Raw genomic sequence first — 23184 nt, 5'->3', positions numbered from 1 at the left:
GAGCGAACGTGACACGGGACGGACGCGGCCTCAGGAGAGCAGTGCGTCGACGAAGCTCTCGGCGTCGAACGGAGCGAGGTCGTCGGCGCCCTCGCCGAGGCCGATCAGCTTGACCGGCACGCCGAGGCTGCGCTGGATCGCGACGACGATCCCGCCCTTCGCGGTGCCGTCCAGCTTGGTCAGGACGATCCCGCTGATATTGACGACCTCCGCGAACACGCGTGCCTGGTTGAGCCCGTTCTGGCCCGTGGTCGCGTCCAGGACGAGGAGCACTTCGTCCACGGTGCCCTGCTTCTCGATCACGCGCTTGACCTTGCCGAGCTCGTCCATGAGCCCCACCTTGTTCTGCAGGCGGCCCGCCGTGTCGATGAGGACCACATCGACTTCCTGCTCGATCCCGGCCTTCACCGCCTCGAAGGCAACGGATGCGGGGTCCGCGCCGTCGACGTCGGACTTCACGGTGGGGACACCCACGCGGGCACCCCAGGTGGCCAGCTGCTCGGCCGCGGCGGCGCGGAACGTGTCCGCGGCCCCGAGGAGCACGTCCTTGTCGTCGGCGACGAGGACGCGCGCCAGCTTGCCCACGGTGGTCGTCTTGCCGACGCCGTTCACGCCCACCACCATCACGATGGCCGGACGGTCGGCATGACGCGCCGTGGCGAGGCTCCGGTCCATGGACGGATCGACGAGCTTCACGAGCTCCTCCCGGAGCATCTCCTTGACCTCGGCAGGGTTCCGGCTCCCGGCGACCTTCACGCGATCACGCAGGGCATCGACCAGTTCCATGGTGGGCTCGGTGCCGAGATCCGCCATGAGGAGCGTCTCCTCGACCTCGTCCCAGACGTCCTCGTCGATCCGATCGCGCGAGAGCAGGGCGAGGAGCCCCTTCCCGAGAGCGTTGTTGGACCGGACGAGGCGGGCGCGCAGGCGGGCGAGCCTGCCCTGGACCGGTTCCACCGTGTCGTAGCGGTCGGTCGCGGGCGTCTCGTCGAGGGTGCTGAGATCGTCCGGGACCAGGACGTCCGTCGTGGTTCCGCCCGGGCGATCGAGGACGTCCGTGGACGTGGCGCCGTGGGCCGCGGCGGGCGCCTGGTCGTCGGGATCCCGCAGGGTCGGGTACGTGCCGGGCGGTGTACGGCGGCCCTTGAGCAGAACGACGGCGACCGAGCCGATCACGGCGATCGCGAGGACGACGAAGACGATGGGAAGCAGGATCTCGTTCACTGATCAACCTTCTCACAGAGCCCGGGGGCGCGACCGGCGCTCCGCGGTGAGGGGCGAGTGCCCCGCGATGGCAGAATGCGAGAACCATGGCTGCTTCCCCCCGCGCTCGCAGACGCCCCCTCGCAGACCTCCTCCGCACGAAGAACCGGAGAGGCATGAACGGCCCGGCGGGTCCCGACGGCGGGTCCGCGGCACCTCCCCAGCGGATCCCGCAGGAGATCAGGGTGCTCATCGCCGCGGCCTTCGTGATCGCCATCGGGTTCGGGCTCGTGGCGCCCGTCCTCCCGCAGTTCGCGCAGAGCTTCGACGTCGGGGTCACGGCGGCCTCGATCATCGTCAGCGCGTTCGCGTTCACCCGCCTCGCCTTCGCGCCGGCCGGAGGATGGATGGTCGAGCGCCTCGGGGAGCGCCCGGTCTACATCATCGGCCTCCTGATCGTGGCCCTCTCCACCGCCGCGTGCGCCTTCGCCGGGTCCTACGGCCAGCTGCTCGTGTTCAGGGGGCTCGGGGGGATCGGCTCCACCCTGTTCACGGTCTCCGCCATGGGGCTGATCGTCCGGCTCGCCCCGCCCTCGATCCGCGGACGCGTGTCCGGTGCCTATGCCACAGCGTTCCTGCTGGGGAGCATCGGAGGGCCGATCATCGGCGGGCTGCTCGCGGGCTTCGGCCTGCGGGTACCGTTCCTCGTCTACGCCGGCGCGTTGCTCCTCGCCTCCGCCGTCGTCTTCTTCCAGCTCAAGGATTCGTCCCTCGCCGACCGCAAGGCGGCCCGCGGGGCGCAGCAGGCGCCGCTCACGGTCCGCCAGGCCGTGCGCGATTCCGCCTACCGGGCGGCGCTGGTCTCGAGCTTCACGAACGGGTGGTCCTCGTTCGGTATCCGCATGGCGCTCGTCCCTCTCTTCGCGACGGCGGTGCTCGCGGCCGGACCGCAGATCGCCGGCATCTCGCTCTCCTTCTTCGCGGCGGGTACCGCCCTGGCGCTCACCGTCTCCGGCCGGCTCGCCGACTCCGTGGGCCGACGTCCTCTGGTGATCACCGGGCTCCTGGTCAACGGCGCGGCGATGGCGGCGCTGGGCTTCTCGCCGAACACCGTGGTGTTCCTCGCGATCTGCGTGGTGGGCGGTGTGGGGACAGGGCTGCTGAACCCCGCGCAGCAGGCCGCCGTGTCCGACGTCGTGGGCAACGACCGCAGCGGCGGCAAGGTCCTGGCGACCTTCCAGATGAGCTCGGATGCGGGCGCCATCCTCGGGCCCATCGTCGCGGGCGCCATCATCGACTACCTCGTGGTGGGCTCCTACTCGCTCGCGTTCGTCGTGACCGGTGCGCTCGGGGTCCTCGCGGCCCTCGCGTGGCTGGGGGCGCGGGAGACCCTGCCGGGCGCGGCGGCCCAGGACGACACAGATGGCACGACCAGCTCGGGTAGCTCGGGTAGCTCGGGTAGCTCGGACGACGGCACCAGGAGCCGGTGATGCATACCCGGTAGTCGACAGCCGGTGATCAGCGACCGGGCCTGACGAACGGTCTGACCGAAGCCGCTCAGGGGGCGTCGAGCACCCGCTCGACGTCCGCCCCGAGACGCTGGCTGATGACGGTGGACACGCCGTCGCCCCTCATCGTCACACCGTAGAGGGCGTCCGCGACCTCCATGGTGCGCTTCTGGTGCGTGATGATGATGAGCTGGCTGGACTCCCGGAGTTCACGGAAGATCGTGATGAGCCGGCCGAGGTTCGTGTCGTCGAGCGCTGCCTCCACCTCGTCCATGACGTAGAACGGCGAGGGCCGGGCCTTGAAGATCGCGACCAGGAGCGCGACGGCGGTGAGCGAGCGCTCGCCACCCGAGAGCAGGGACAGCCTCTTGATCCTCTTCCCGGCAGGGCGTGCCTCCACCTCGATCCCGGTGGTCAGCATGTCCGACGGGTCGGTGAGGACGAGCCTGCCCTCCCCGCCGGGGAACAGCGTGGCGAACACGCGCTCGAACTGCTCCGCCGTGTCCCGGTAGGCGGCGGTGAACACCTGCTCCACCCGTTCGTCGACCTCCCGGATGATGTCGAGCAGGTCCTTGCGGGTCGCCTTGAGGTCCGCCAGTTGCGTGGTCAGGAACTGGTGCCGCTCCTCGAGAGCCGCGAACTCCTCGAGCGCGAGCGGGTTCACCTTGCCGAGCGCGGCGAGGTCGCGCTCCGCGCGCTTCAGCCGTTTCTCCTGCTCCGCGCGGACGAAGGGGATGCCCTGGGACACGGGAGCGCCGTCGTCGTCCACCGGCGCCCGGAGTTCCGCCCACTTGTCCTTCGACGGGGCGTCCTCAGGGACCGGGAGATGCGGACCGAACTCGGCGACGAGGTGGTCCGGCGTCAGGCCCAGCTCCTCGATGGCCCGGTTCTCGAGGGCCTCGATGCGCAGCGTCTGCTGGGCGCGCGCCAGCTCGTCGCGGTGCACGGAATCGGTGAGCCGCGCGAGTTCGACGGCGAGGTCGGCGGCGGCCGCGCGTACCTCGTGCAGTTCGGCGTCCTGCTCGGCTCGCAGGCGCTCGGCCTCGTCGCGTAGCGACGCCGCAGCGGTGACCGATGCCGCGGCCAGCGCCTCGGCGCGGCGGGCGGCTCGGGCCACGGCTGCCGCCTTCCGACCCTGCGCCGCGCGGATCCGCGCCTTCTCCGCGGCCTGTTCACGGGCGCGACGCTCCGACTGGGCAGCGCGCTCCAGCGACGCGGCCCGGTTCTCGAGGGCGGAGAGTTGCTCCTCCCGGCTCCGCAGCGCGAGGCGCGCCTCCATCTCCACTCGGCGCGCCTCGACGGCGGCGCGCTGGAGGGCATCGCGCTCCGCCGTGGACGGCTCGGCCTCGACCGGCTGGTCACGGAGGTCCGTCAGGCGCTGCGCAGCCTCCTGCAGCCGCCCTTCCTCATGGGTGAGATTCGTCTCCGCCGTCCGCACGAGTGACGCGAGCCGCTCCGCCTCGCCCGCCGCCGAACGCGCCCCTGCGTTCAGCTGGCCCAGCTTCTCGGCGACCGCGGCCATGCGGGCGTCCGACTCGTGGAGCCGCTCCAGGGCGACGTCGACCCGCTCCCGCGCCGCATCCTCCGCGGCCCGCACCCTCGCGAGGTCGAACCGCAGGCGCTCGGTGCGGCCGACGGCGTCGGCCAGTCCAGCCTCCGTCTGCTCGACGGCCGCGCGGAGTTCCAGGACGCCGGCAGCCCCGGCGCTCCCCCCGCGGGCGAGGTGCCGCGTGAGGACGTCGCCCTCCCGGGTCACCGCCGTCGTGACGACGCTCGCGCCGGTACCCCTCTGCCGACCCGTGCCGCTGCCCGCGCCGTCCGCGCTGTCCTGCGCGCTGGCCTCTCCGTCGGCGTCCGCCAGCACCGCGCGTGCGGCGTGCAGATCCGGCACGACGACGACGCCGTCGAGCAGGGCGCGGAGCGCCGCCCACAGCTCCATGCCGCTGGACGGACCGGAGGCGCCTGGTGCCACGGACACGACGGAGAGGAGGGGGACGACGCCGTCGGCCGGTGCCTGGTGCCCGTCCCCTTCAGCGACGCCGACGCCTCGCGTGCCCGGTGCACCGGGAGACACCGACGTATCCGGTGCGTCCGAGGCGTCCGAGGCGTCCGAGGCGTCCGAGGCGTCCAGGGCGTCCGGGGCGTCCGCTGCATCCACAGGCCCGCGGCGCCCGGCGATGACGAGGGACACCTGACCGGCGTCCTCGCTCCTGAGGCGTCGGAGCGCCAGCACCGCCACCTCGGCGTCGTCGACCGTCACCGCGTCGGCTTCCGCCCCGAGCGCCGCAGCGACGGCCCGCTCGAAGCCTGCCTCCACCCGGAGGAACTCGGCGAGGGGGCGCGCCACCCCGGGGAGGCCGGCAGCCAGCAGGTCGGCCGAGCCGTCACGCTGCTGCAGGCCCTCGCGCTGGGCCTCCGCTCTGGCGGCCAGACCGGCGCGCTCCCGTTCCGCCGCGCGTTCCGCGTCCGCCAGTTCCACGCGTTCCTCGGCGAGTGTCGCGAGGATCCCCGACGCCTCCTCGTACTCGGCGTCGAGCCCTTCCTCGCCCTCCTCGGTGTCCGCGACCTGGCCCTCCAGGGCCGTGAACTCCCGCTCGGCGGTCCGGCGTCGTTCCTCCGCCGCGGAGATGGACGAACGGAGCCGGTCGAGTTCGGCGACGGCGGCCTCCACACGAGAACGGGCGGCGCCCACCGCGCCCGCGATGCGCGCCTCACCCTCGCGTCGATCGGCGGCGAGCCGCAGGGATGTCGCGAGACGCGCTTCCTCCGTCGACGCGGCCTGCTCCGCGTCGACACGGGCCGCCAGTGCCACCTCGAGGGCGCGACCCAGCTCCTCGACCTCGCTGCGCGACCCGAGGAGGTCCGCCCGGACCCGCTCGGCCTGCCGTTCGAGATGCTCGGGGTCACGGCCCTGGTCCGCGTCGCCGCCCGTCTGCCGGAGGAGCGCTGCGCGATCCTCGGCCCGCACGGCGAGCGCCTGCAGCTTCTCGCGCACACTCGACACCAAGTACCAGGTCTCCCGGGCGCGGTTGAGTTCCGGGACGGACGCGGCGGCTGCAGCCTCGAGCGAGGCCTGACGTCCCCTGCCTGCCGCGAGTGCCCGCTCCACCTCCGCCCGGCGGTCCTGCAACGCGGCCTCCGCCGCGACGTCGCGCTCGAAGCCCTCCCTCAGCGTCACCAGCTCGTCGGCGAGCAGGCGCGATCTCGCGTCGCGCACGGCGAACTGGACCTGCTGGGCACGCCGAGCGACCTCGGCCTGTTTCCCGAGTGGCGTGAGCTGCCGGCGCAGCTCGGCGGTGAGGTCGGACAGGCGGGCGAGGTTGGCCTGCATCGACTCGAGCTTCCGCACGGTCTTCTCCCGGCGGCGGCGGTGCTTCAGGATGCCCGCGGCCTCCTCGATGAACCCGCGCCGGTCCTCGGGGGTGGCGTGCAGCACCTTGTCGAGTTGCCCCTGGCCGACGATCACGTGCATCTCGCGGCCGAGCCCGGAGTCCGAGAGGAGCTCCTGGATGTCCAACAGGCGACAGCTCTTGCCGTTGATGGCGTACTCGGAGCCACCCGCGCGGAACAGTGTCCGGGAGATGGTGACCTCGGTGTACTCGATCGGCAGGGCGCCGTCCGCGTTGTCGATGGTCAGCGACACCTGCGCCCGACCGAGCGGCGGACGCCCCGAGGTACCCGCGAAGATGACGTCCTCCATCTTGCCGCCGCGGAGCGTCTTTGCGCCCTGCTCCCCCATCACCCAGGCGAGGGCGTCCACCACATTGGACTTGCCCGAGCCGTTGGGGCCGACGACGGCGGTCACGCCGGGCTCGAAGTCGAAGGTGGTCGCCGAGGCGAAAGACTTGAACCCGCGCACGGTTAGACTCTTCAGATGCACGGTGTCAGGCTCTCCAGATGGGTTGGAATGACCTCAATCTACTGGACCGTCCCGGCTGCACCTGTTTCCCGGTCGCCGCTCGGCACCACGCACCCAGGACCTCCGCGGTGCCCGTGTCACCAGGACGGGCGGCGCTCGCGTAGCAGCAGGGGAACCGCGGCGCCCGCTCGGAGTCGGCAGTGACCAGCCTCCTTGCTACCAAGTAGGCTTACCGAAGTTTGAGCACCATCCAGCAGTATCCAGAGGCGTCCAGGCCGATCCATCCGTGGGTCCTTCACAGCCACCCACCGGCGCTGACCAGTTGACGAGGCAGGAAATTTGACCGGTAACGCGACGTTCCGACATGACAACACGGCATTGCTCGCCGTCACGAGTGTGGAGGCGCCGGTCGTCGTCAGTTCCGCAGAGTTCGACGAACGGCTGGCGCCCAGCCTGAAGAGGCTCCGCCTCTCGAAGCGCCTCCTCGAGCGGGTCGCCGGAGTGACGGAGCGGCGCTGGTGGTCACCCGGCTCCGATTTCGACGACGCCGCCATCGAGGCCGGCGCGAAGGCTATGGCAGAAGCCGGCATCGAGCCGGGTGACGTGGGCCTGCTCATCAACACCTCGGTGACGCGGCGCAACCTCGAACCCTCGGTGGCCGTCAAGATCCACCACTCCCTCGGTTTGCCGTCCTCCGCCATGAACTTCGACCTCGCCAACGCCTGCCTCGGCTTCGTCAACGGCATGACCCTCGCGGCGAACATGATCGACTCGGGCCAGATCAAGTACGCCCTGATCGTCGCGGGCGAGGATGCCCAGCGCACGCAGGAGGCGACCTTCACGCGGCTGAACCGTGAGGACTCCACCCGCGAGGACTTCCTGAGCGAGTTCGCGACGCTGACACTCGGGTCCGGCGCCGCTGCCGCGGTGATCGGTCCGGCAGACCTCCACCCCGGTTCGCACCGCATCCTCGGGGGCGTGTCCCGCGCCGGGACGCAGCACCACGAGTTGTGCGTCGGCGGGATCGACGGCATGTACACGGACACCAAGGGACTGCTCGACGGCGGCCTCGAACTCGTGGTGACCGCCTGGCACGAGGCCCAGACGGACGGCTGGAAGTGGGACGCCATGGACCGCTACGTCACCCATCAGGTCTCCAACAGCTACACGAACGCGATCATCAAGGCCGTGGACCTGGAGCGCGAGCGCGTTCCCATCACGTTCCCTCACTGGGGCAACGTGGGGCCGGCGTCCCTCCCCATGACGCTCGCGCAGGAGGCCCAGTCACTGGCGCCCGGCGACCGCGTCCTGTGCCTCGGCGTCGGGTCCGGCCTCAACACCTCGATGATGGAGATTGCGTGGTAGCACTCCCCGGCGTCGATCCCTCGTGGTCGACGTTCCTCGACGTGCCCTCCACCAGTGCCGCCGACACACCGGGGACCACGCACCGCTGGCACTACCTCGACAACGGGGCGGGACTGGACGGCGGCACTGTGACCGGCACGCTCCTGTGCGTGCACGGGAATCCCACGTGGTCCTACCTCTGGCGTGGCTTCCTGGCGGCGGGGCTCGCGGCGGGCTGGAGGGTCATCGCGGTGGACCAGCTCGACATGGGCCTCTCGGCGCGCACCGGTGTCTTCCGGCGGCTGGAGCACCGGATCACGGATCTCGAGGACTTCGCGGCGGCGGCCGGCCTCACCGGTCCGCTCGTCACGGTCGGGCACGACTGGGGCGGAGTCGTCAGCATGGGCTTCGCCACACGGAACAGAGAGCAGCTCATCGGCGTCATCCTGACGAACACCGCGATCCACCAGGACCCCGAGCGGCACATCCCGGCCCCGCTGCGGCTCGCGTTGGCGCCCGGGGTCCATGCGCTCGGCACCCGGACCACCAGCGCCTTCCTCGACGTCACCCTGGCCCTCGCGCGACCGGCGCTCGACCGCGACGTCCGCGCGGCGTTCCGGCTGCCCTACCGCACCGCCTCGGACCGCCAGGGCATCGCGAACTTCGTCTCCGACATCCCGGCGGAGCCCGGCCATCCGAGCCATGCCACCCTCACGGCGACGGCCGAGGGCATCCGCTCCCTCGACGTGCCCGTCCTGATGATGTGGGGCCCGCACGATCCCATCTTCTCGGACCCGTACCTCGAGGATCTGGCCCGGCGGCTCCCCCAGGCCGACATCCATCGCTTCGAGCGAGCCGGCCACCTGGTTCAGGAGGACGCGGACACGGCCGCCACGGCATTCCAGTGGCTGGAGGTCCGCGGGGTCGGCCTGCCCGACGACGCTGCCGACGCACCCGACGCACCCGACGCGAGCGGTCCGGCTGACACGGACGCCGGGTATGTCCCCCTCGGTCGGCGCATCTCCGAGCTGGCTGCCGGCCCCGAGGCCTCGCGACGAGCCGTGGCGGAGATGCTGGAGGACGGCGGCGTTCGCGGTCTCACCTGGCGTGAGCTCGATGACGACGTGACGGCTGTCGCCGCGGGCCTGACCGCGCTCGGCTACGGGCGTGGCAGCAGGGTGAGCCTCCTCGTACCACCCGGAGTGGACCTGACCGTCCTGATCTACGCGTGCCTCCGCATCGGCGCGGTGATCGTCGTCGCCGACGCCGGCCTCGGCACGCGCGGTCTGAGCCGCGCCGTCAAGGGCTCCTCGCCGGACGTCGTGATCGGCATCCAGCGCGCGCTCGTCGCCGCGCGAGCCCTCGGCTGGCCCGGACGGCGCATCAGCGCGACCCGGCTCACGCCAACACTGCGGCGAGCCCTCGGGGTGGACGCCTCGCTCGGCGATCTGCGCGCGGCGCGCGTCCCCTCGCTCCCGGCCGCCTCCTCCCCCGACGCGGCGCGGGAGTCGACCGGTCCGTCCACAGTGGATGAGCCCGCGCCCGACGACGACGCCGCCATCCTGTTCACCTCCGGCAGCACGGGACCGGCGAAGGGCGTCGTGTACACGCATCGCCGACTCGCCGCCATGCGTGACGCCGTCGAATCAACCATCGGCCTCGGGCCCGGCGGCGCGCTCGTCGCGGGCTTCGCGCCCTTCGCACTGCTGGGACCGGCTCTGGGCGCGACGTCCGTCACCCCGGCGATGGACGTCACGGCACCGAGGACTCTCACGGCTACGGCCCTCGCACAGGCGGCCGCCGCGATCGACGCCACCGTGGTGTTCGCCTCACCGGCAGCCCTCCGCAACGTCGTCGCATCAGCGAACGGGCTGAACGATGCCGGGAGGGTCGCGCTCGGCCGGATCACCCTCATGCTCTCCGCCGGCGCTCCCGTCCCCCGGCCGCTCCTGGAGGCGGTGCAGGAGCTCGTACCCTCGGCGTCGCTGCACACCCCGTACGGCATGACGGAATCACTGCTCGTCGCGGACATCGATCTGGACGGGATCCGGAGCGCTGCCGCAGCTGCCGAGGCCGGCGCAGAGGGCACCGGGAACGGCGTCTGCGTGGGCCGGCCCGTACGCGGCGCACGGGTGGCCGTGAGCGCGCTGGCCGCCGACGGGACGGCCACGGGCGACCCGGCGACCGCGCCCGGCGTGACCGGCGAGATCCTCGTCGCCGCTCCGCACGTCAAGGACCGGTACTTCCGGCTCTGGCGGACGGAGCAGGAGTCCTCCCGTACCCGCCCCTGGCACCGCACGGGGGACGTCGGTCACCTCGACGCGGAGGGCCGCCTCTGGGTCGAGGGCCGTCTCGGGCACGTCATCACCGCACCGGGAGGTGTCGTGACCCCGGTGGGTCTCGAGCTGGCCCTGGAACTGCTCGACGGCGTGCGGCTCGCGGCCGTCGTCGGTGTGGGTCCGGTCGGCACCCAGGCGGTCGTCGCCGTCGTCGAGCCGGACGCCACCCCGAAGCGCCCCGCACTGGCTGAACCGAGCCTGGCCGAGGCTGCCCGTGCTGCAGCGCGTACCCGCGGAATCGAGCTGGCCGCCGTGCTCACGGTGCCCGCGCTTCCCGTGGATGTCCGGCACAACGCGAAGATCGACCGCACCCGGGTGGCCGCCTGGAGCGCCACGTTCCTCGCGGGCCGGCGGGCCGGCACGCCGTGACCGTCCTCGTCACGGGTGCGAGCGGGATGCTCGGCCGATCCGTCGCCGAGCATCTCGTCTCGGCCGGCGAGGACGTCCGGTGCTTCCAGCGCAGGCCCTCGAACGTGGTCGGGGCCACGGACGTCCTGGGTTCCGTCGACGACGCCGGCGCGGTGGAGGACGCCGCACGCGGATGCAGCGCGATCATCCACCTCGCGGCCAAGGTCTCCTTCACGGGTGCACTCGAGGACTTCCGGCGCATCAACGTCGATGGCACGCGGTACGTCCTCGACGCCGCGGTCCGGCATGGTGTCGCCGACGTCGTCCACGTCTCCTCCCCCTCCGTTGCGCACCTCGGGGCCTCACTGGTGGGCGCACCCGCCGGACCCGCCGATCCCGAGCGGGCGCGGGGCACCTACGCACGGACGAAGGCCGCAGCCGAAGTCCTGGCGCTCAGTCGGTCCGGGACCGACCTCCGCGTGGCGGCGGTCCGGCCGCACGTCGTCTGGGGCCCCGGCGACACCCAGCTCGTGGAGCGGGTGATCGAACGCGCCCGGCGTGGGCGGCTCCCGCTGCTCGGCCACGGCACATCCCTGATCGACACCACGTATGTGGACAACGCGGCGTCGGCGATCGTCGCGTGCCTCGCCAGGATGGACGCCGCCGCCGGTCGGGCCGTCGTGGTCACCAACGGCGAACCCCGACCCATCGCCGAACTCCTCACAGGTATCTGCAGGGCGGGGGGCGTGGAACCTCCACGCTGGTCGATCCCCGGCAGTGTGGCCCGCGGGGCCGGCGCCGTGATCGAACGCGCGTGGATGCGCCTGGGACGCGAGGACGAGCCACCGATGACCCGGTTCCTTGCCGAACAGCTCTCCACCGCCCACTGGTTCGACCAGCGGCGGACGCGGCAGGTGCTCGACTGGAGCCCGTCCGTCAGTATCGACGAGGGCTTCCGGAGGCTCGCTGCCCACTACGGCGGCGTCTGAGGACCGCGGCCATTCGGGTCTGCTCCCCGGTCATCGGACGGCGGATCATCCGGCACTACGGCCGCGCTGCAGAACAGCCATGACGCGTAGCGGCTGGGAATGACGAAGGACGGGATGCTCTGCATCCCGTCCTTCGTTTCGCTGTACCCGGCGCTGCAGGCCAATGGCCTAGCGCGTGTAGTACCCATCCACGGCCATCGCCGTGACGGGGTGGACCTGCGTTCCCTGCGAGGGGTTCAGCGCGCTGATCATCTGCCCGTTGCCCAGGTAGATTCCCACGTGGCTGCCGCCGTTCTGGCTGACGAGGTCTCCCGGCTGCGGGGTGGTCGTCGGCTGCAGCGCGTCGAACTGCGCGTAGGTCACACGGGGCAGCTGTACGCCGTGCTGGGCGTACACCCACTGCACGAAGCCGGAGCAGTCCCAGGCGCCGAAGGACGTGCCCCCGTAGACGTAACCGGAACCCTCGCCGCTCATCGCCGTTCCGACGATGCCGGACATCGGAGTGATGGAGGATGCGGACTGCGTGGTGAGGCCGGTCGTGTTGCCCGCGCCCTGCGTCGACGTGGACGCCGAGAAGACAGCAGGAGCGGCTGCGGGAGCCGCGACCGCCGACTGCTGCGCAACCGGTGCGCCGCCCAGGGCGATCGTCTGCCCCGGGTAGATCACGGAGCCGTGTCCGAGACCGTTGGCCGCGAAGAGCGTGTCCAGGCTGACGCCGTGGGCCGCTGCGATGCCGCCGAGCGTGTCGCCGGACCGGACCGTGTAGGTCCCTGCCGCGGGAGCCGCGACGGTGGTGACCGGTGCGGTGGTGGCGGCGGCGGTGCCGACGGTCACCTCGCCCGCGGCACTGGCCGGGAGCGCTGCTCCCAAGAGGATGCCGGAGGCGGCGACGACGACGACGGCGGGCTTACCTGCGGCCGAGGCGCTTGCGCCGACGGCGCGTGAGGCGGTGACGAGAGGGTTGGTGCGCGACGGAACGGCCCGGTGGCGCGCGATATGACGGTTCTGTGACATGTTGTTGCCTTTCCCGATGCCTACGAAGTTAGCTGTCGGGTTCGGATGGGACATCCGGACACGTCATGTCATCGACCGCCGCCCCAGTGCCGGTCAATGCGTGCCTTTACCCCTAGGACTTGTGAGAAAGCCCGCTTTCGGTTCCCCCGCCCCTGTCGAATGTGTTGTTCGAACGGTCCGTCCTCATCGACAGGGTTAGGCAAAGAGAGGAAGGGCGACCCCCCGAGGTGGGCGGACGCTGGAACAACGGTACGCGGCGATCACGTTCCTGTCACGTTCGGATCACGCCTGCCTCGCAGTCTGGCCTCGGCGGCGCTGATGACTATAATCTCGCCGACCGCGGACGCGGCTGGCAGACGGGGCAGAAGAAGGACGAACGGTTCATGAAGGACTCTCGTCGCATCAGGGTGACACGGCCTGCCGCGGCACACCGGCGGCAGGGCTCACCCTCGCGCCCGTAGGCCTCCAGTTCGCGGGCGAAGTAGCCGGAGGTACCGTTAACGTTGACGTAGAGCGAGTCGAAACTCGTGCCGCCGGCTTCCAGCGCACGCTCCATGACCCCACGCACGGCGTCGACGACCCGATCGGTGTCGGGGCGGCGCATGGTGTCGGTCGGCCGGGCGTAGTGCAGCCGGGCCGCCCAGAGGGCCTCGTCCGCGTAGATGTTCCCGATGCCGGAGATGAGGCCCTGATCGAGGAGCGCACGCTTCAGCCCCGTCCTGCGGGCACGCAGCCGCTGGTGGAAGGTCGCGGTGGAGAAGATCGGGTCCAGCGGATCGCGGGCGATGTGCGCGGCCTGCCTCGGGATCAGCGTCAGCTGCTCGGCGCCGAGGCCGCCTGCACCGCCGTCGCCCGTGGGGTCGAGATCGGCGAGGAACATGCCGCCGAAGATCCGCTGGTCGACGAACCGGAGGTCCGTGGGCAGACGCTCGCCGTCCGGTCCGGTCGCCGGGGACAGTCCGAGCCGGACCTTGAGGTGCTTCTCCCGTGCCGCCCCGGGCTCCTCGATGAGCAGCTGGCCGCTCATGCCGAGATGGGCCATGAGCGCGACGGTCGGCGCCTGCTCGCTGCCGGCCGCCTCCTCGAGGGGCATCCACAGGAACTTGCCGCGGCGCACCACGTCCCGCACCGTGACACCCTCGAGGTTCTGTCGGAAGTCCTCGGCGCCCAGGAGGTGCCTGCGCAGGGAGCGGGGGTCCACGACCTCCACGTCCTGGATCGTCCGGCCCGTCACCCATCGCGCGAGCCCGCGCCGGACGACCTCGACCTCCGGGAGTTCAGGCACTCAGGAACCGTTGTCGTGCGTGCGGGACATCACGGCCCCGGGCAGTGACGGGGGTGCGTGGGAATCCGAGGGGTGCGAGGCTTCCGGGGCGCCCGACGGCAGGACGGGCTGCGGCGCGTCGGGGTCGGTCGCGCCGCCCGACAGCAGCACCCAGGTCTCCGCGGCGGCGGCCTGTTCCGCCTCCTTCTTGGACGGCCCTGTACCGGAGCCGTACTCGACGCCACCGATCACCAGACGCGCGGTGAAGGTGCGCGCGTGATCGGGGCCCACGCCTGCGACCCGGTAGTCGATGAGCCCCAGGCGTCGGCTTGCAGCCGCCTCCTGGATGCGTGTCTTCCAATCGGTGCCGCCACCCAGGACGGCGGAGTCGGCGAGGAGGGGGGCGATCAGCCGCATGACCATGGCGCGGGCCGTCTCGATGCCGTGCGTGAGGTACGCGGCGCCGATCACGGCCTCCATGGTGTCCGCGAGGATGGAGGCCTTGTCACGGCCGTTCGTCAGTTTCTCGCCCTGCCCGAGCAGCACGTGGCTGCCGAGGTCCAGGCTGCGGGCCACTCCGGCGAGGGCCTTCGTGCTCACGACCGCCGAGCGGCGCTTGGCGAGCTCACCCTCGGACAGGTCGGGGTTGTCCCGGTAGAGGGCATCGGTGACCGACAGCCCGAGCACGGAGTCGCCGAGGAACTCGAGGCGTTCGTTCGTGGGGATGCCGCCGCGCTCGTAGGCGTAGGACCTGTGTGTCAGGGCAAGACGAAGCGTCTCGGAGTCGATGTCGACCCCGAGACGCTTCGTGAGTTCTGCGGTGTTCTTCATGAAAGCTTCAGCCGACCCCGCCGGACCTTCGCCAGGCAGGGACCGGATCCGACATCAGACGTCGGCGACCTTCCGGCCCTTGTACTCGAGGAACAGCGGCGTGCCGGCCGAGTCGGTGACGACCTTGGCCTGGTGGGCGAGGCTGTAGGTGACGCGACCGTTCTCGAGGGTCTTGACCAGCTTGGGGGCGGTTGCCTTCCACTGGGACCGGCGTGCGCGGGTATTCGCGCGGGACATTTTCCGCTTCGGGACAGCCACGGCTAACTCTTTTCTCTCTCGTCTGACTCTGACTTGGGTGCCGCGTCATGCTCGGCGGCGGTGCCCGTCAACCCGGCAAGGGCTGACCAGCGGGGGTCCAGAACTTCGTGGTGGTGATCGGGATCGTCGTTCAGGCGTGCTCCGCATTCGGAGCACAATCCCAGGCAATCCTCCCGGCACACCGGCTGGAAGGGCAGCGAGGTGACCACTGCATCCCGCAGAACGGGCTCCAGGTCGATCGTCTCGTTCTCCACCCTGTGCACTTCTTCGTCCTCCTCCGACAGCGATTCCGCGTCGTCGTAGAAGAACAGCTCCTGGATGTCGACCTCGCGGTCGAACCGCAGGGGCTCCAGGCACCGGCCGCATTCACCGGTCACTTCCATGCCGGCCGTCCCGGACACGAGGATTCCCTCGTGGACCGATTCGAGCCGCAGGTCGAGTTCGAGTGGCGAACCCTCCTGCACTCCGACGAGGGCGACACCGAAATCCTTCGGCGCCGGTACGTTCTCCTCGAGTACCCGCATACTCCCCGGACTTCGTCCGAGGTCCCTGACACTGAACGTCAGGGGCGCGCTGAGATCGCTGGTGATGGTGACTCCTGTAGAACATGTGACCGACGTGCCATCTTAGCCCGAAGCGGGTTCCTCCCCCAAAACGGGCCGGCCCCCACCGGCCGCGAGCGCCCGCAGCACGGGCTCCGGCACCAACTGATCGATGTCCCCGCCGAGGGCGAAGACCTCCTTCAGCAGCGAGGAGGAGACGTGCCCCGAGGCCGCCGCCGTCGGCAGGAACACGGTGTCCACACCGGTGAGGTGACGGTTCATGGTGGCCATGGGCAGCTCGTACTCGAGGTCGGGCCCGGACCGGAGGCCCTTGACCAGTGCGCTCGCGCCGTGCTGCCTGCAGAACTCGGCGAGGAGGCCACCGCCCATCGGGAGGACCCTTGCGTTGCCGAGATGGGCGAGGCTCTCCCGGCAGAGCCCCAGGCGCGTGTCGAGGTCGAACCGGTAGGTCTTCGCCGGATTCGTGGACACCGCGACGATCACCTCGTCGAACAGGGTGGAGGCCCTCGTGATGATGTCGACGTGCCCGTTGTGGAGCGGGTCGAAGGATCCGGGGCAGACGACGCGGTTCATGCCCCTACGGTACCCAGTGTCCGCGCCGCGACACGTGAGCGATCGGCCCGCGATACTGGGGGGATGACGACGCAGGCAGGAAGCGCCCCCTGGGCGAGGACGGCAGCAGGCGCGAACCTGCTTGGCCCCGACGGAGGGCTCGGGATCACCATCTTCGAGGAGGTCACCGCACTCGCGCAGCGCCACTCGGCGATCAACCTGGGCCAGGGCTTCCCGGACGAGGACGGCCCGCAGGAGATCCTCGACGCCGCCCGCGCGGCCATCGCCGACGGCGCCAACCAGTACGCCCCCGGTCAGGGGCTCGCGGTGCTCCGGCACGCGATCGCCGCCCACCAGCAACGCTTCTACGGCCTCGACGTGGACCCGCAGACCGAGGTGATCGTCAGCACCGGTGCCACCGAGGCGATCGCGTCGGCGATCCTCGCCTTCGCGGGCCCCGGCGACGAGGTGCTCACCTTCGAGCCGTTCTACGACTCCTACGGCGCGGTGATCGGCCTCTCGGGTGCCACGCACACCACCGCTCCGCTGCTCGCGCCCGACTACCAGCCCGACGCCGCGCTCCTCGAGGCCGCGTTCAGCGAGCGCACGCGGATCGTGGTGGTCAACAACCCGCACAATCCCACCGGCACCGTGTTCGACCGCAGCGCACTGGAGCTGATCGTCACGCTCGCGGAGCGGTACGGCGCCGTCATCGTGACGGACGAGGTGTACGAGCACCAGACGTTCGGGCAGGCACACCTTCCCCTCGCCTCACTCCCCGGAGCCGCCGCGAGGACCCTCACCGCCAGTTCGGCGGGGAAGACGTTCTCCGTCACGGGGTGGAAGGTCGGCTGGCTGACCGGGCCGGCAGATCTCGTGGCGCAGGTGCGCACCGTCAAGACCTTCCTCACCTACACCTCGGGTACCCCCTTCCAGCACGCCGTCGCACTCGGGCTGGGGCTGCCGGACTCCTTCTTCGCCTCAGCGGCGGAGACCCTGCGCCGCAAGCGGGATCTCCTCGGTGAGGGACTGCGCGCCGCGGGCTTCGACGTCGTCGAGCCCCGGGGAACCTTCTTCACGATGGTGGATGCCGCACCCCTCGGGATCGATGACGCCACGGACCTGGCGCGGCGTCTGCCGGAACTCATCGGGGTGGCGGCGATCCCCGTCGCCATGTTCTGCCACGCCGACGGCGCCGAACGCACGCGCTCCCTGCTCCGCTTCGCCTTCTGCAAGAAGTTCGACGTCATCGAGGAGGGCGCCCGACGGCTCTCCATGCTGCGGCAGCGGGTATGAGCGGGGCGACCATGGACGGTGACCAGGACTCGACCACCGACGACCACACCGGCGTCCACGTGAACGGCGGCACGGACGGTGCCATGGAGGATGCCACGGACGGTGCAAGGGACGGCTCGGCCCCGGGGCCGGACGGGCGGTATCCCGAGCCCGACGGCGAGGACGCCGGCGTCCCCACGCGGTGGCTCCCCTTCACGGGGGCCTACGCGGAACTCGACGAGGACGCGTTCATCGACGGCGCCCTGATCCTCAGCATCGGCGGCAGTCAGCAGTCGCACGTCGACGTGCTGCACCCCGAGCGGGTGTTCTACGAGTACCTGCAGCGCGTCGCGAACGTCGTCGACCTGGTCGGTGAACCGGGGGCCCCGCTGCGTGCCCTGCACCTCGGGGCGGGAGCGCTCACGCTCGTGCGGTACATCGAAGCCACCCGGCCCCGCTCCCGTCAGGTCGCCGTCGACCTCGAGGCCGACCTCCTCTCCTTCGTCCTCGAGACCATGCCGCTGCCGGCGGGGACCCTCTGCGAGCTCATCGCCGCGGATGCCGCCGACGCCGTACTCGAGCAGCCCGACGGCTCCTTCGACGTCGTGGTGCTGGACATCTTCGCCGGAGCGGACGCGCCCGCCCACCTGACCTCCCCGGACTTCGCGGCACATCTCCTGCGGGTCTGCGCCGAGGACGGCGTGGTCCTGGTCAACGTGGGCGATGACCCGCCGCTGCTCTTCGCACGGGAGCAGAGCCGCCGCTTCTCCTCGCTCGCCGCGTCGACCGCCGTCCTGACGGAGGCGGGCATGGTCAACGGCGGGCACGCCGGCAACGTGATCGTCGTCGCCCGCCGGCAGCCGTGGCCCGAGGCGTGGACCGGCGCTCTGGAACTCGCCGGGCCGCACCCGGCGGCCGTTCTCGTCGGCGCGGACCGCGTGGCCTTCGAACGGTTCGCGAGCACCGAGCAGGGCTGAACCGCGGGGCTGGGCGCTCGGTTCCATCGGGCAGGGCTGCGCGCGCAACCGTCCCCGATCACAGATTCCAGGCAAGGGCCAAGGGCTTCTCGCTGACCGATGGGGTTCCGGGCGCTCCTGGCCTGAGAGAGCTTGAGAAGTCGGGCAAGGACACTCGTCATTCCCCGGGGGACACCCACCATGAACCACACACTGCACGTCATCGTCCGGCTGGACATCGACCTCCACGGGGCCTACGGTGCCTGATCGTCGCGGCCGTGGCCGTCGCCCTCGTGGCGAGCCTCCACGCCCGACGGCGGGGCAGGAGGGTGATCGGCTGACGGGCGGCGCAGTCCGGTACGCTCGTCGGCGGCAGCGCCCATCCGGGAGGGTATGCAGCCCGAACTACGGGCAGGCGGCGAGCGCTGCCCGCGCTGTACCCTGACACCAGCGACACCACCACGCGTCGCCGGTGCGGGGCACCGGCCGTGACGTCGTCGACAGTCCCCGGGTCCCTGCGGGCCCAGCGCCTCCGGGCCACCTGGGATCACGGCTCGGACCCGGCGCCGCGCGGGCCACGACAGCACAGAAGGAGGGTCATGACACGGTCAGGGCTCCCCTGTCTGCCGTACCTGCGGTCGATCGTGCTCGTGTCCCTCGTCCTCTCGGTCTCATCCGCCTCGCACGTCCTCGCCGCCGGTCACCTGCCTCACCTCGGCGTGATACTCCTGCTGGGTGTCCTCCTGCTCGCGCCGATGGTGCTCCTCGGACGCCGGCGGGTGACGTTCCGCTCCGCCGTCGCCCTGATGGGAGCGGGCCAGATCGCGATGCACTCCCTGTTCGAGCTCACGGCCGTGCCCGCCGTCTGCCAGAGCTCGTCCGCGATGCCCGGACATCACGCGGCCTTCGAGCTCGCCTGCTCACCGGTGGCCCAGGAGCCCATGGGAGCGGCGACGGGTGGCCTCGCGATGGTCCTCCTCCACACGCTGGCCACACTGCTCCTCGCCGCGATGGTGGCGAAGAGCGAGGAAGCCGGAGCTCTCCTGCGGGCCTGGCTGGCCCCTCTCGTCTCCCTGCCCGTCGCCGTGACCCTCCCGGCATCCCCCCGGCGCACCGTCGTCGCGGTACCCGCTCCGGCAGCGCCGGTGTCGGTCCACGCCGTCGTCCCGACACTCCGCGGTCCGCCGCAGCTCCTCCTGCTGCCCGCCTGACCCGCACTCCTTCCAGGGGCGGGTCCGTGCGGAACGGTCCCCTCGCCGCCCGGCGATCACGAACCTCATGACCGACACCCCCTGCTCCCTGACGTCCCGCACCGCGGGCGGAGCACCCTGAAAGGCATTCCCATGACCTCGTTCCACCGCAAGCACGCCCTCACCACGGGCGCAGTCGCCCTCACCACCGCCGGCCTGATGGGCCTCGGACTCGGAGCGGCCAGCGCCCACGTCACCGTGGCGCCCGCGTCCACCACCGAGAACGGGTACTCGCAGCTCACGTTCAGCGTCCCCAACGAGTCGGAGACGGCCGCCACCAACAAGCTCGAGGTGCAACTCCCCATCGAGCAGCCCTTCACCTCCGTGCGGGTCAAGCCCGTGGACGGCTGGACGGCGGAGGTCGTCACCGGCACCTTCCCGGAGCCCGTCACGACGGCCGACGGCGCCACGCTCACCGAGGGACCCCTCTCGGTCGTCTGGACCGCCGAGGCGGGGTCGGAGATCTCGCAGCAGGAGTACCAGACGTTCTCGATCAGCGTGGGCCGCCTCCCCGAGGCCGGCGCGACCGTCATGCTCCCCGCGACGCAGTCCTACACCGACGGCGAGGTTGTCGCCTGGGACCAGGAGACCGTCGAGGGCGCCGAGGAGCCGGACAAGCCCGCGCCGTCGTTCGTGACCACCGCGGCCGTCGAGGGTGAGGACTCCCACGGGGGCTCGCACACCGCCGCCGAGACCCCCGAGGCGATCGACGCCGAGCAGGCGGCCACGGCTACGGACACCGGCTCGTCCTCGGCCGCGGGCTGGGCCGGGCTGATCGCCGGGCTGCTCGGCCTCGTGGCCGGCGTCGTCGCCCTGGCCCGGACGCGACCCACGGCGTAGCTCCCGCGATACCGGCGCGGTGCCGGTGTGCGAGCCGGCACCGCGCCCCCGCGAGAGCCCTGACCCGCTCCAGCCGTCAGTCGACGGCAGGTTCGAGGAACCACAGGCGCGTCTCGCCGTACTTCTTGTCCGAGAATCTCTCGAGCCATGCGGGCCACGCTGGTTCCGGGGTCCGGGCGGACCGCTCGACCACCACCACCGCGCCGTCCGCGAGCCGGGTCTCGAGCGCCGCCAGCACGGCGAGCACCCCCTCGGCGTCGACCGTGTAGGGCGGATCCATGAGGACGAGATCCCAGGTGAGCTCCGGGGCCACCCGCTCGAGGTAGGTCTCCACCTTCGAGCGGTGCACGCGGACGGCGGTCCAGCCCAGCACACGGTTCACGAGGTCCGCGTTGCGCTGTGCCACCGCGGCGGCCCGCTCCGCGGATTCCACGAGGTCCACGGTGGCTGCGCCGCGGCTGGCGCTCTCCACGCCGAGCGATCCCGAGCCCGCGTAGAGGTCCAGGACGTGTGCCCCGTGGAGGATGCCGTAGGACTCGAGGCGGGAGAACAATGCCTCCTTGACCCTGTCCGTGGTGGGTCGCGTGCCGTTCCCGTCGACGCTGGTGAGAGTGGAACCGCCCGCCGCTCCGGCGATGATGCGCGTCATGCTCCGACTCTATCGCCCGGTGTCAGGGCGCGCTCCACCGTTCCCGGGTACCGCGTAGACGTCCGCATGCGCATGGTGGACCGTCAGGAAGACCGGGAGGCCCGGCTCGAGCCCCAGGGCGACGACGTCCGTCGGCGCCACGTCCGCGGCCATGCCCGCTGCGTGGACCCTCACCAGGTCACCGCGGTGCTCGACGTCGCTGACGATCACTGGGATGCATGCCGTCCCCGGCGAGGACACCGGCACGCGCGACACACCCACCCGCCCCGGACGGACCACGAGGCGGAGCGACGCGGCACCGGAGGAATCGGCGGCGCCCGCCGACGGCAGGGCCCCCGGGGCCGGTCGGCCGGTGTCGGCGGGGTGGTCCTGCCCGGCCTGACTCCCGGACGCGTCGTGCTCGGCGCGCATGGGCACCGTCAGCCCGTTCTCGGCGACGAAACCCTCGCTCGTGCGCCGCCCCCGCAGCAGGTTGAGCCCTGCGAGCCGCGCGCCGAACTCGCTGACAGGGTGTGTGAGCACCTCTCCGGTGGGTCCGGCTTCGACCACCCGTCCCGCGTCGAGGAGCAGCACGCGGTCGGCGAGGAGGTACGCATCGAGGGGGTCGTGCGTCACGATGATGGCCATGCGCTCGGCGAGGACCTCCCGGAGCAGGGCACGGAGAGCCGGGGCGACCGTCACGTCGAGCGCGGAGAGCGGTTCGTCGAGCAGGAGCAGCGACGGCTCCGCCGCGAGCGCGCGGGCGACCGCGACCCGCTGCGCCTGCCCGCCGGAGAGCTGACCGGGCCGCCGCTCCGCGAGATCCTTCGCGCCGGCGCGCTCGAGCCAGCCGAGCGCCGTCGACCGCGCGTCCGCCCGCCCCACGCCGCGGCTGCGCGGGCCGAACGCCACGTTCTCGAGCACGCTGAGGTGCGGGAACAGGAGGGCCTCCTGCGCGAGCAGCGCCACACCGCGCCGTCTCGCTTCGGTGAGCCTTCTCCGATCCGGCCCGACGTCGAAGAGCACGCGTCCGTCGAGCTCCGCCTGGCCCTCGCGGGGGGCGAGGAGCCCCGCGACGAGTGCGAGCAGCGTCGACTTCCCGGCCCCGTTCGGTCCGAGGACCGCGAGGGTCTCGCCCGGCGCGAGCTCGAAGGAGACGTCGAATCCGCGGTCGGGGAGGGCGGCCGTGAAGCGGAGGCCGGTCATCGAGGGAATCCCGCCCTCGCCCCGCCGAGCGGCCGCACCCGGTGCGCCACCCCTACGACGGCGATCGCGACGACCACGAGCACGAGGGACAGCGCCACGGCGGCGTCCGGATCGGTCTCGCGCTGGAGGTACACCTCGAGCGGCAGCGTCCTCGTGGTGCCCTGGAGGCTGCCGGCGAAGGTGAGCGTGGCGCCGAACTCGCCCAGCGCCCGCGCGAAGGACAGCACGGCGCCGGAGACCAGCGCCGGCAGCACGAGGGGCAGGGTGATGCGCCGGAGCACCGTCCACCGCCCGGCCCCGAGCGTGGCTCCCACCGCCTCGTAGCGCGTCCCGACCGTACGGAGCGCACCCTCGAGGCTGAGGACGAGGAACGGCAGCGCCACGAAGGTCTGCGACATCACCACCGCGGTGGTCGAGAACGCGACGTCGATACCCAGCGTGGCAAGACTTTCGCCGAGGAGCCCCCGGCGCCCGAACGTGTAGAGCAGCGCGATACCGCCGACCACGGGCGGCAGGACCAGCGGGAGCAGGACGAGGGAGCGGAGGATCTGCTGACCACGGAACCTCGTCCGCGCGAGCACCAGCGCCATCGGTACCCCGAAGAGCACGCAGAGCGCGGTGGCGGTCACGGACGTCCGCAGGCTGAGGAGCAGTGCCGCCGTGGCACCCTCGGACGTGACGAGGGGGACGAACCGCGGCCAGTCGACCCGGAGGGCCATGGCCACCAGCGGCAGCACGACGAACAGACCACCCACGACGGCGACGGCCGGGACCCAGCGCGGAAGCCGTGCGCCGTCGGGGGCACGGTTCCCCGACCTCCGCACGGAAGGCACGGAAGGCCCGGCGGGAGCAGCAGTGGGAGGCGCGGCGGAGCTGACGGCAGGGTTCACAGGAGGAGCCGCCCCCGCGCCACTAGCCGCGTCGACACCCGCGTCAGCTTCCGCAGTCGGTGCTCCA

19 protein-coding genes and 1 riboswitch are annotated in these 23184 nt (G+C 71.6%); of the genes, 8 read left to right on the top strand and 11 right to left on the bottom strand.

Features of this window, described 5'->3' with window-relative positions; translation table 11 throughout:
* Positions 1-30: 30 nt before the first annotated feature.
* Complete coding sequence (gene ftsY, locus AC4D12_RS05930) at positions 31-1224, bottom strand: signal recognition particle-docking protein FtsY (protein WP_490948993.1); 1194 nt, start codon at positions 1222-1224, stop codon at positions 31-33.
* 155 nt (positions 1225-1379) lie between these two features.
* Here ftsY and AC4D12_RS05925 point away from each other — a divergent pair, with 155 nt between their 5' ends.
* Positions 1380-2693, top strand: coding sequence for an MFS transporter (locus AC4D12_RS05925; RefSeq protein ID WP_490949493.1), 1314 nt, complete (start codon positions 1380-1382; stop codon positions 2691-2693).
* 67 nt (positions 2694-2760) lie between these two features.
* On the opposite strand, the gene AC4D12_RS05920 is transcribed toward AC4D12_RS05925, so the two are convergent.
* On the bottom strand, positions 2761-6591 hold the full coding sequence (locus AC4D12_RS05920) for an AAA family ATPase (RefSeq protein ID WP_490948992.1): 3831 nt from the start codon (positions 6589-6591) through the stop codon (positions 2761-2763).
* Positions 6592-6909: 318 nt separating this feature from the next.
* On the opposite strand from AC4D12_RS05920, the gene AC4D12_RS05915 reads away from it, so the two are divergent.
* From AC4D12_RS05915 to AC4D12_RS05905, 3 genes are read left to right on the top strand one after another with little or no spacing between them, the layout of a single operon-like run.
* Positions 6910-7935, top strand: coding sequence for a 3-oxoacyl-ACP synthase III (locus AC4D12_RS05915; RefSeq protein WP_490948991.1), 1026 nt, complete (start codon positions 6910-6912; stop codon positions 7933-7935).
* Positions 7929-10622 carry an alpha/beta fold hydrolase gene (locus AC4D12_RS05910; protein WP_490948990.1) on the top strand — a complete coding sequence of 898 codons (2694 nt, stop codon included), beginning with the start codon at positions 7929-7931 and terminating at the stop codon, positions 10620-10622. The genes AC4D12_RS05915 and AC4D12_RS05910 overlap by 7 nt, the downstream gene beginning before the upstream one ends.
* Positions 10619-11590 carry an NAD-dependent epimerase/dehydratase family protein gene (locus tag AC4D12_RS05905; protein ID WP_490948989.1) on the top strand — a complete coding sequence of 324 codons (972 nt, stop codon included), beginning with the start codon at positions 10619-10621 and terminating at the stop codon, positions 11588-11590. The genes AC4D12_RS05910 and AC4D12_RS05905 overlap by 4 nt, the downstream gene beginning before the upstream one ends.
* A 168-nt stretch (positions 11591-11758) precedes the next feature.
* Here the strand turns inward: AC4D12_RS05905 and AC4D12_RS05900 are convergent, their stop codons facing one another.
* From AC4D12_RS05900 to coaD, 6 genes are all read right to left on the bottom strand, one after another.
* The gene (locus tag AC4D12_RS05900) at positions 11759-12604 is read right to left on the bottom strand and encodes a C40 family peptidase (RefSeq protein ID WP_490948988.1); all 846 of its coding nucleotides are present in this window, start codon (positions 12602-12604) and stop codon (positions 11759-11761) included.
* 2 nt (positions 12605-12606) lie between these two features.
* Positions 12607-12812, bottom strand: a riboswitch (cyclic di-AMP (ydaO/yuaA leader).
* Positions 12813-12926: 114 nt separating this feature from the next.
* Positions 12927-13889: a bifunctional DNA-formamidopyrimidine glycosylase/DNA-(apurinic or apyrimidinic site) lyase gene (mutM, locus tag AC4D12_RS05895; protein WP_490948987.1), complete on the bottom strand. Its 963-nt coding sequence runs from the start codon at positions 13887-13889 to the stop codon at positions 12927-12929.
* Complete coding sequence (rnc, locus tag AC4D12_RS05890; protein ID WP_490948986.1) at positions 13890-14699, bottom strand: ribonuclease III; 810 nt, start codon at positions 14697-14699, stop codon at positions 13890-13892.
* 54 nt (positions 14700-14753) lie between these two features.
* The gene (rpmF, locus tag AC4D12_RS05885) at positions 14754-14957 is read right to left on the bottom strand and encodes a 50S ribosomal protein L32 (RefSeq protein ID WP_043445822.1); all 204 of its coding nucleotides are present in this window, start codon (positions 14955-14957) and stop codon (positions 14754-14756) included.
* A 2-nt stretch (positions 14958-14959) separates the two neighbouring features.
* Positions 14960-15481 (bottom strand): YceD family protein, encoded by a 522-nt coding sequence (locus AC4D12_RS05880; protein WP_490948985.1) that lies wholly within the window; start codon positions 15479-15481, stop codon positions 14960-14962.
* A 102-nt stretch (positions 15482-15583) separates the two neighbouring features.
* Complete coding sequence (gene coaD / locus AC4D12_RS05875; protein ID WP_490948984.1) at positions 15584-16093, bottom strand: pantetheine-phosphate adenylyltransferase; 510 nt, start codon at positions 16091-16093, stop codon at positions 15584-15586.
* Positions 16094-16156: 63 nt separating this feature from the next.
* Here coaD and AC4D12_RS05870 point away from each other — a divergent pair, with 63 nt between their 5' ends.
* From AC4D12_RS05870 to AC4D12_RS05855, 4 genes are all read left to right on the top strand, one after another.
* Positions 16157-17368, top strand: a complete 1212-nt coding sequence (locus tag AC4D12_RS05870) for an aminotransferase class I/II-fold pyridoxal phosphate-dependent enzyme (protein WP_490948983.1) — start codon at positions 16157-16159, stop codon at positions 17366-17368.
* Positions 17369-17379: 11 nt separating this feature from the next.
* Positions 17380-18324 (top strand): spermidine synthase, encoded by a 945-nt coding sequence (locus tag AC4D12_RS05865; protein ID WP_490948982.1) that lies wholly within the window; start codon positions 17380-17382, stop codon positions 18322-18324.
* A gap of 578 nt (positions 18325-18902) precedes the next feature.
* Positions 18903-19514 (top strand): hypothetical protein, encoded by a 612-nt coding sequence (locus AC4D12_RS05860; RefSeq protein WP_490948981.1) that lies wholly within the window; start codon positions 18903-18905, stop codon positions 19512-19514.
* A gap of 132 nt (positions 19515-19646) precedes the next feature.
* A complete protein-coding gene (locus AC4D12_RS05855) occupies positions 19647-20393 on the top strand; it encodes a YcnI family copper-binding membrane protein (protein WP_490948980.1) in 747 nt (248 codons plus the stop codon).
* Positions 20394-20469: 76 nt separating this feature from the next.
* On the opposite strand, the gene rsmD is transcribed toward AC4D12_RS05855, so the two are convergent.
* The 3 genes from rsmD to AC4D12_RS05840 are packed head-to-tail and all read right to left on the bottom strand — an operon-like array spanning position 20470 to position 23051.
* On the bottom strand, positions 20470-21042 hold the full coding sequence (gene rsmD / locus AC4D12_RS05850; RefSeq protein WP_490948979.1) for a 16S rRNA (guanine(966)-N(2))-methyltransferase RsmD: 573 nt from the start codon (positions 21040-21042) through the stop codon (positions 20470-20472).
* 9 nt (positions 21043-21051) lie between these two features.
* Entirely contained in the window at positions 21052-22227 is a 1176-nt protein-coding gene (locus AC4D12_RS05845; RefSeq protein ID WP_490948978.1) for a sulfate/molybdate ABC transporter ATP-binding protein, read from the bottom strand.
* Complete coding sequence (locus AC4D12_RS05840) at positions 22224-23051, bottom strand: ABC transporter permease (protein WP_490948977.1); 828 nt, start codon at positions 23049-23051, stop codon at positions 22224-22226. The genes AC4D12_RS05845 and AC4D12_RS05840 overlap by 4 nt, the downstream gene beginning before the upstream one ends.
* Positions 23052-23184 lie beyond the last annotated feature (133 nt).

It is taken from the genome of Arthrobacter sp. TJ-266 (assembly GCF_058269115.1).
Note: the sequence above shows the minus strand (reverse complement) of the source record. Positions and strands in the feature narration are given on the sequence as shown.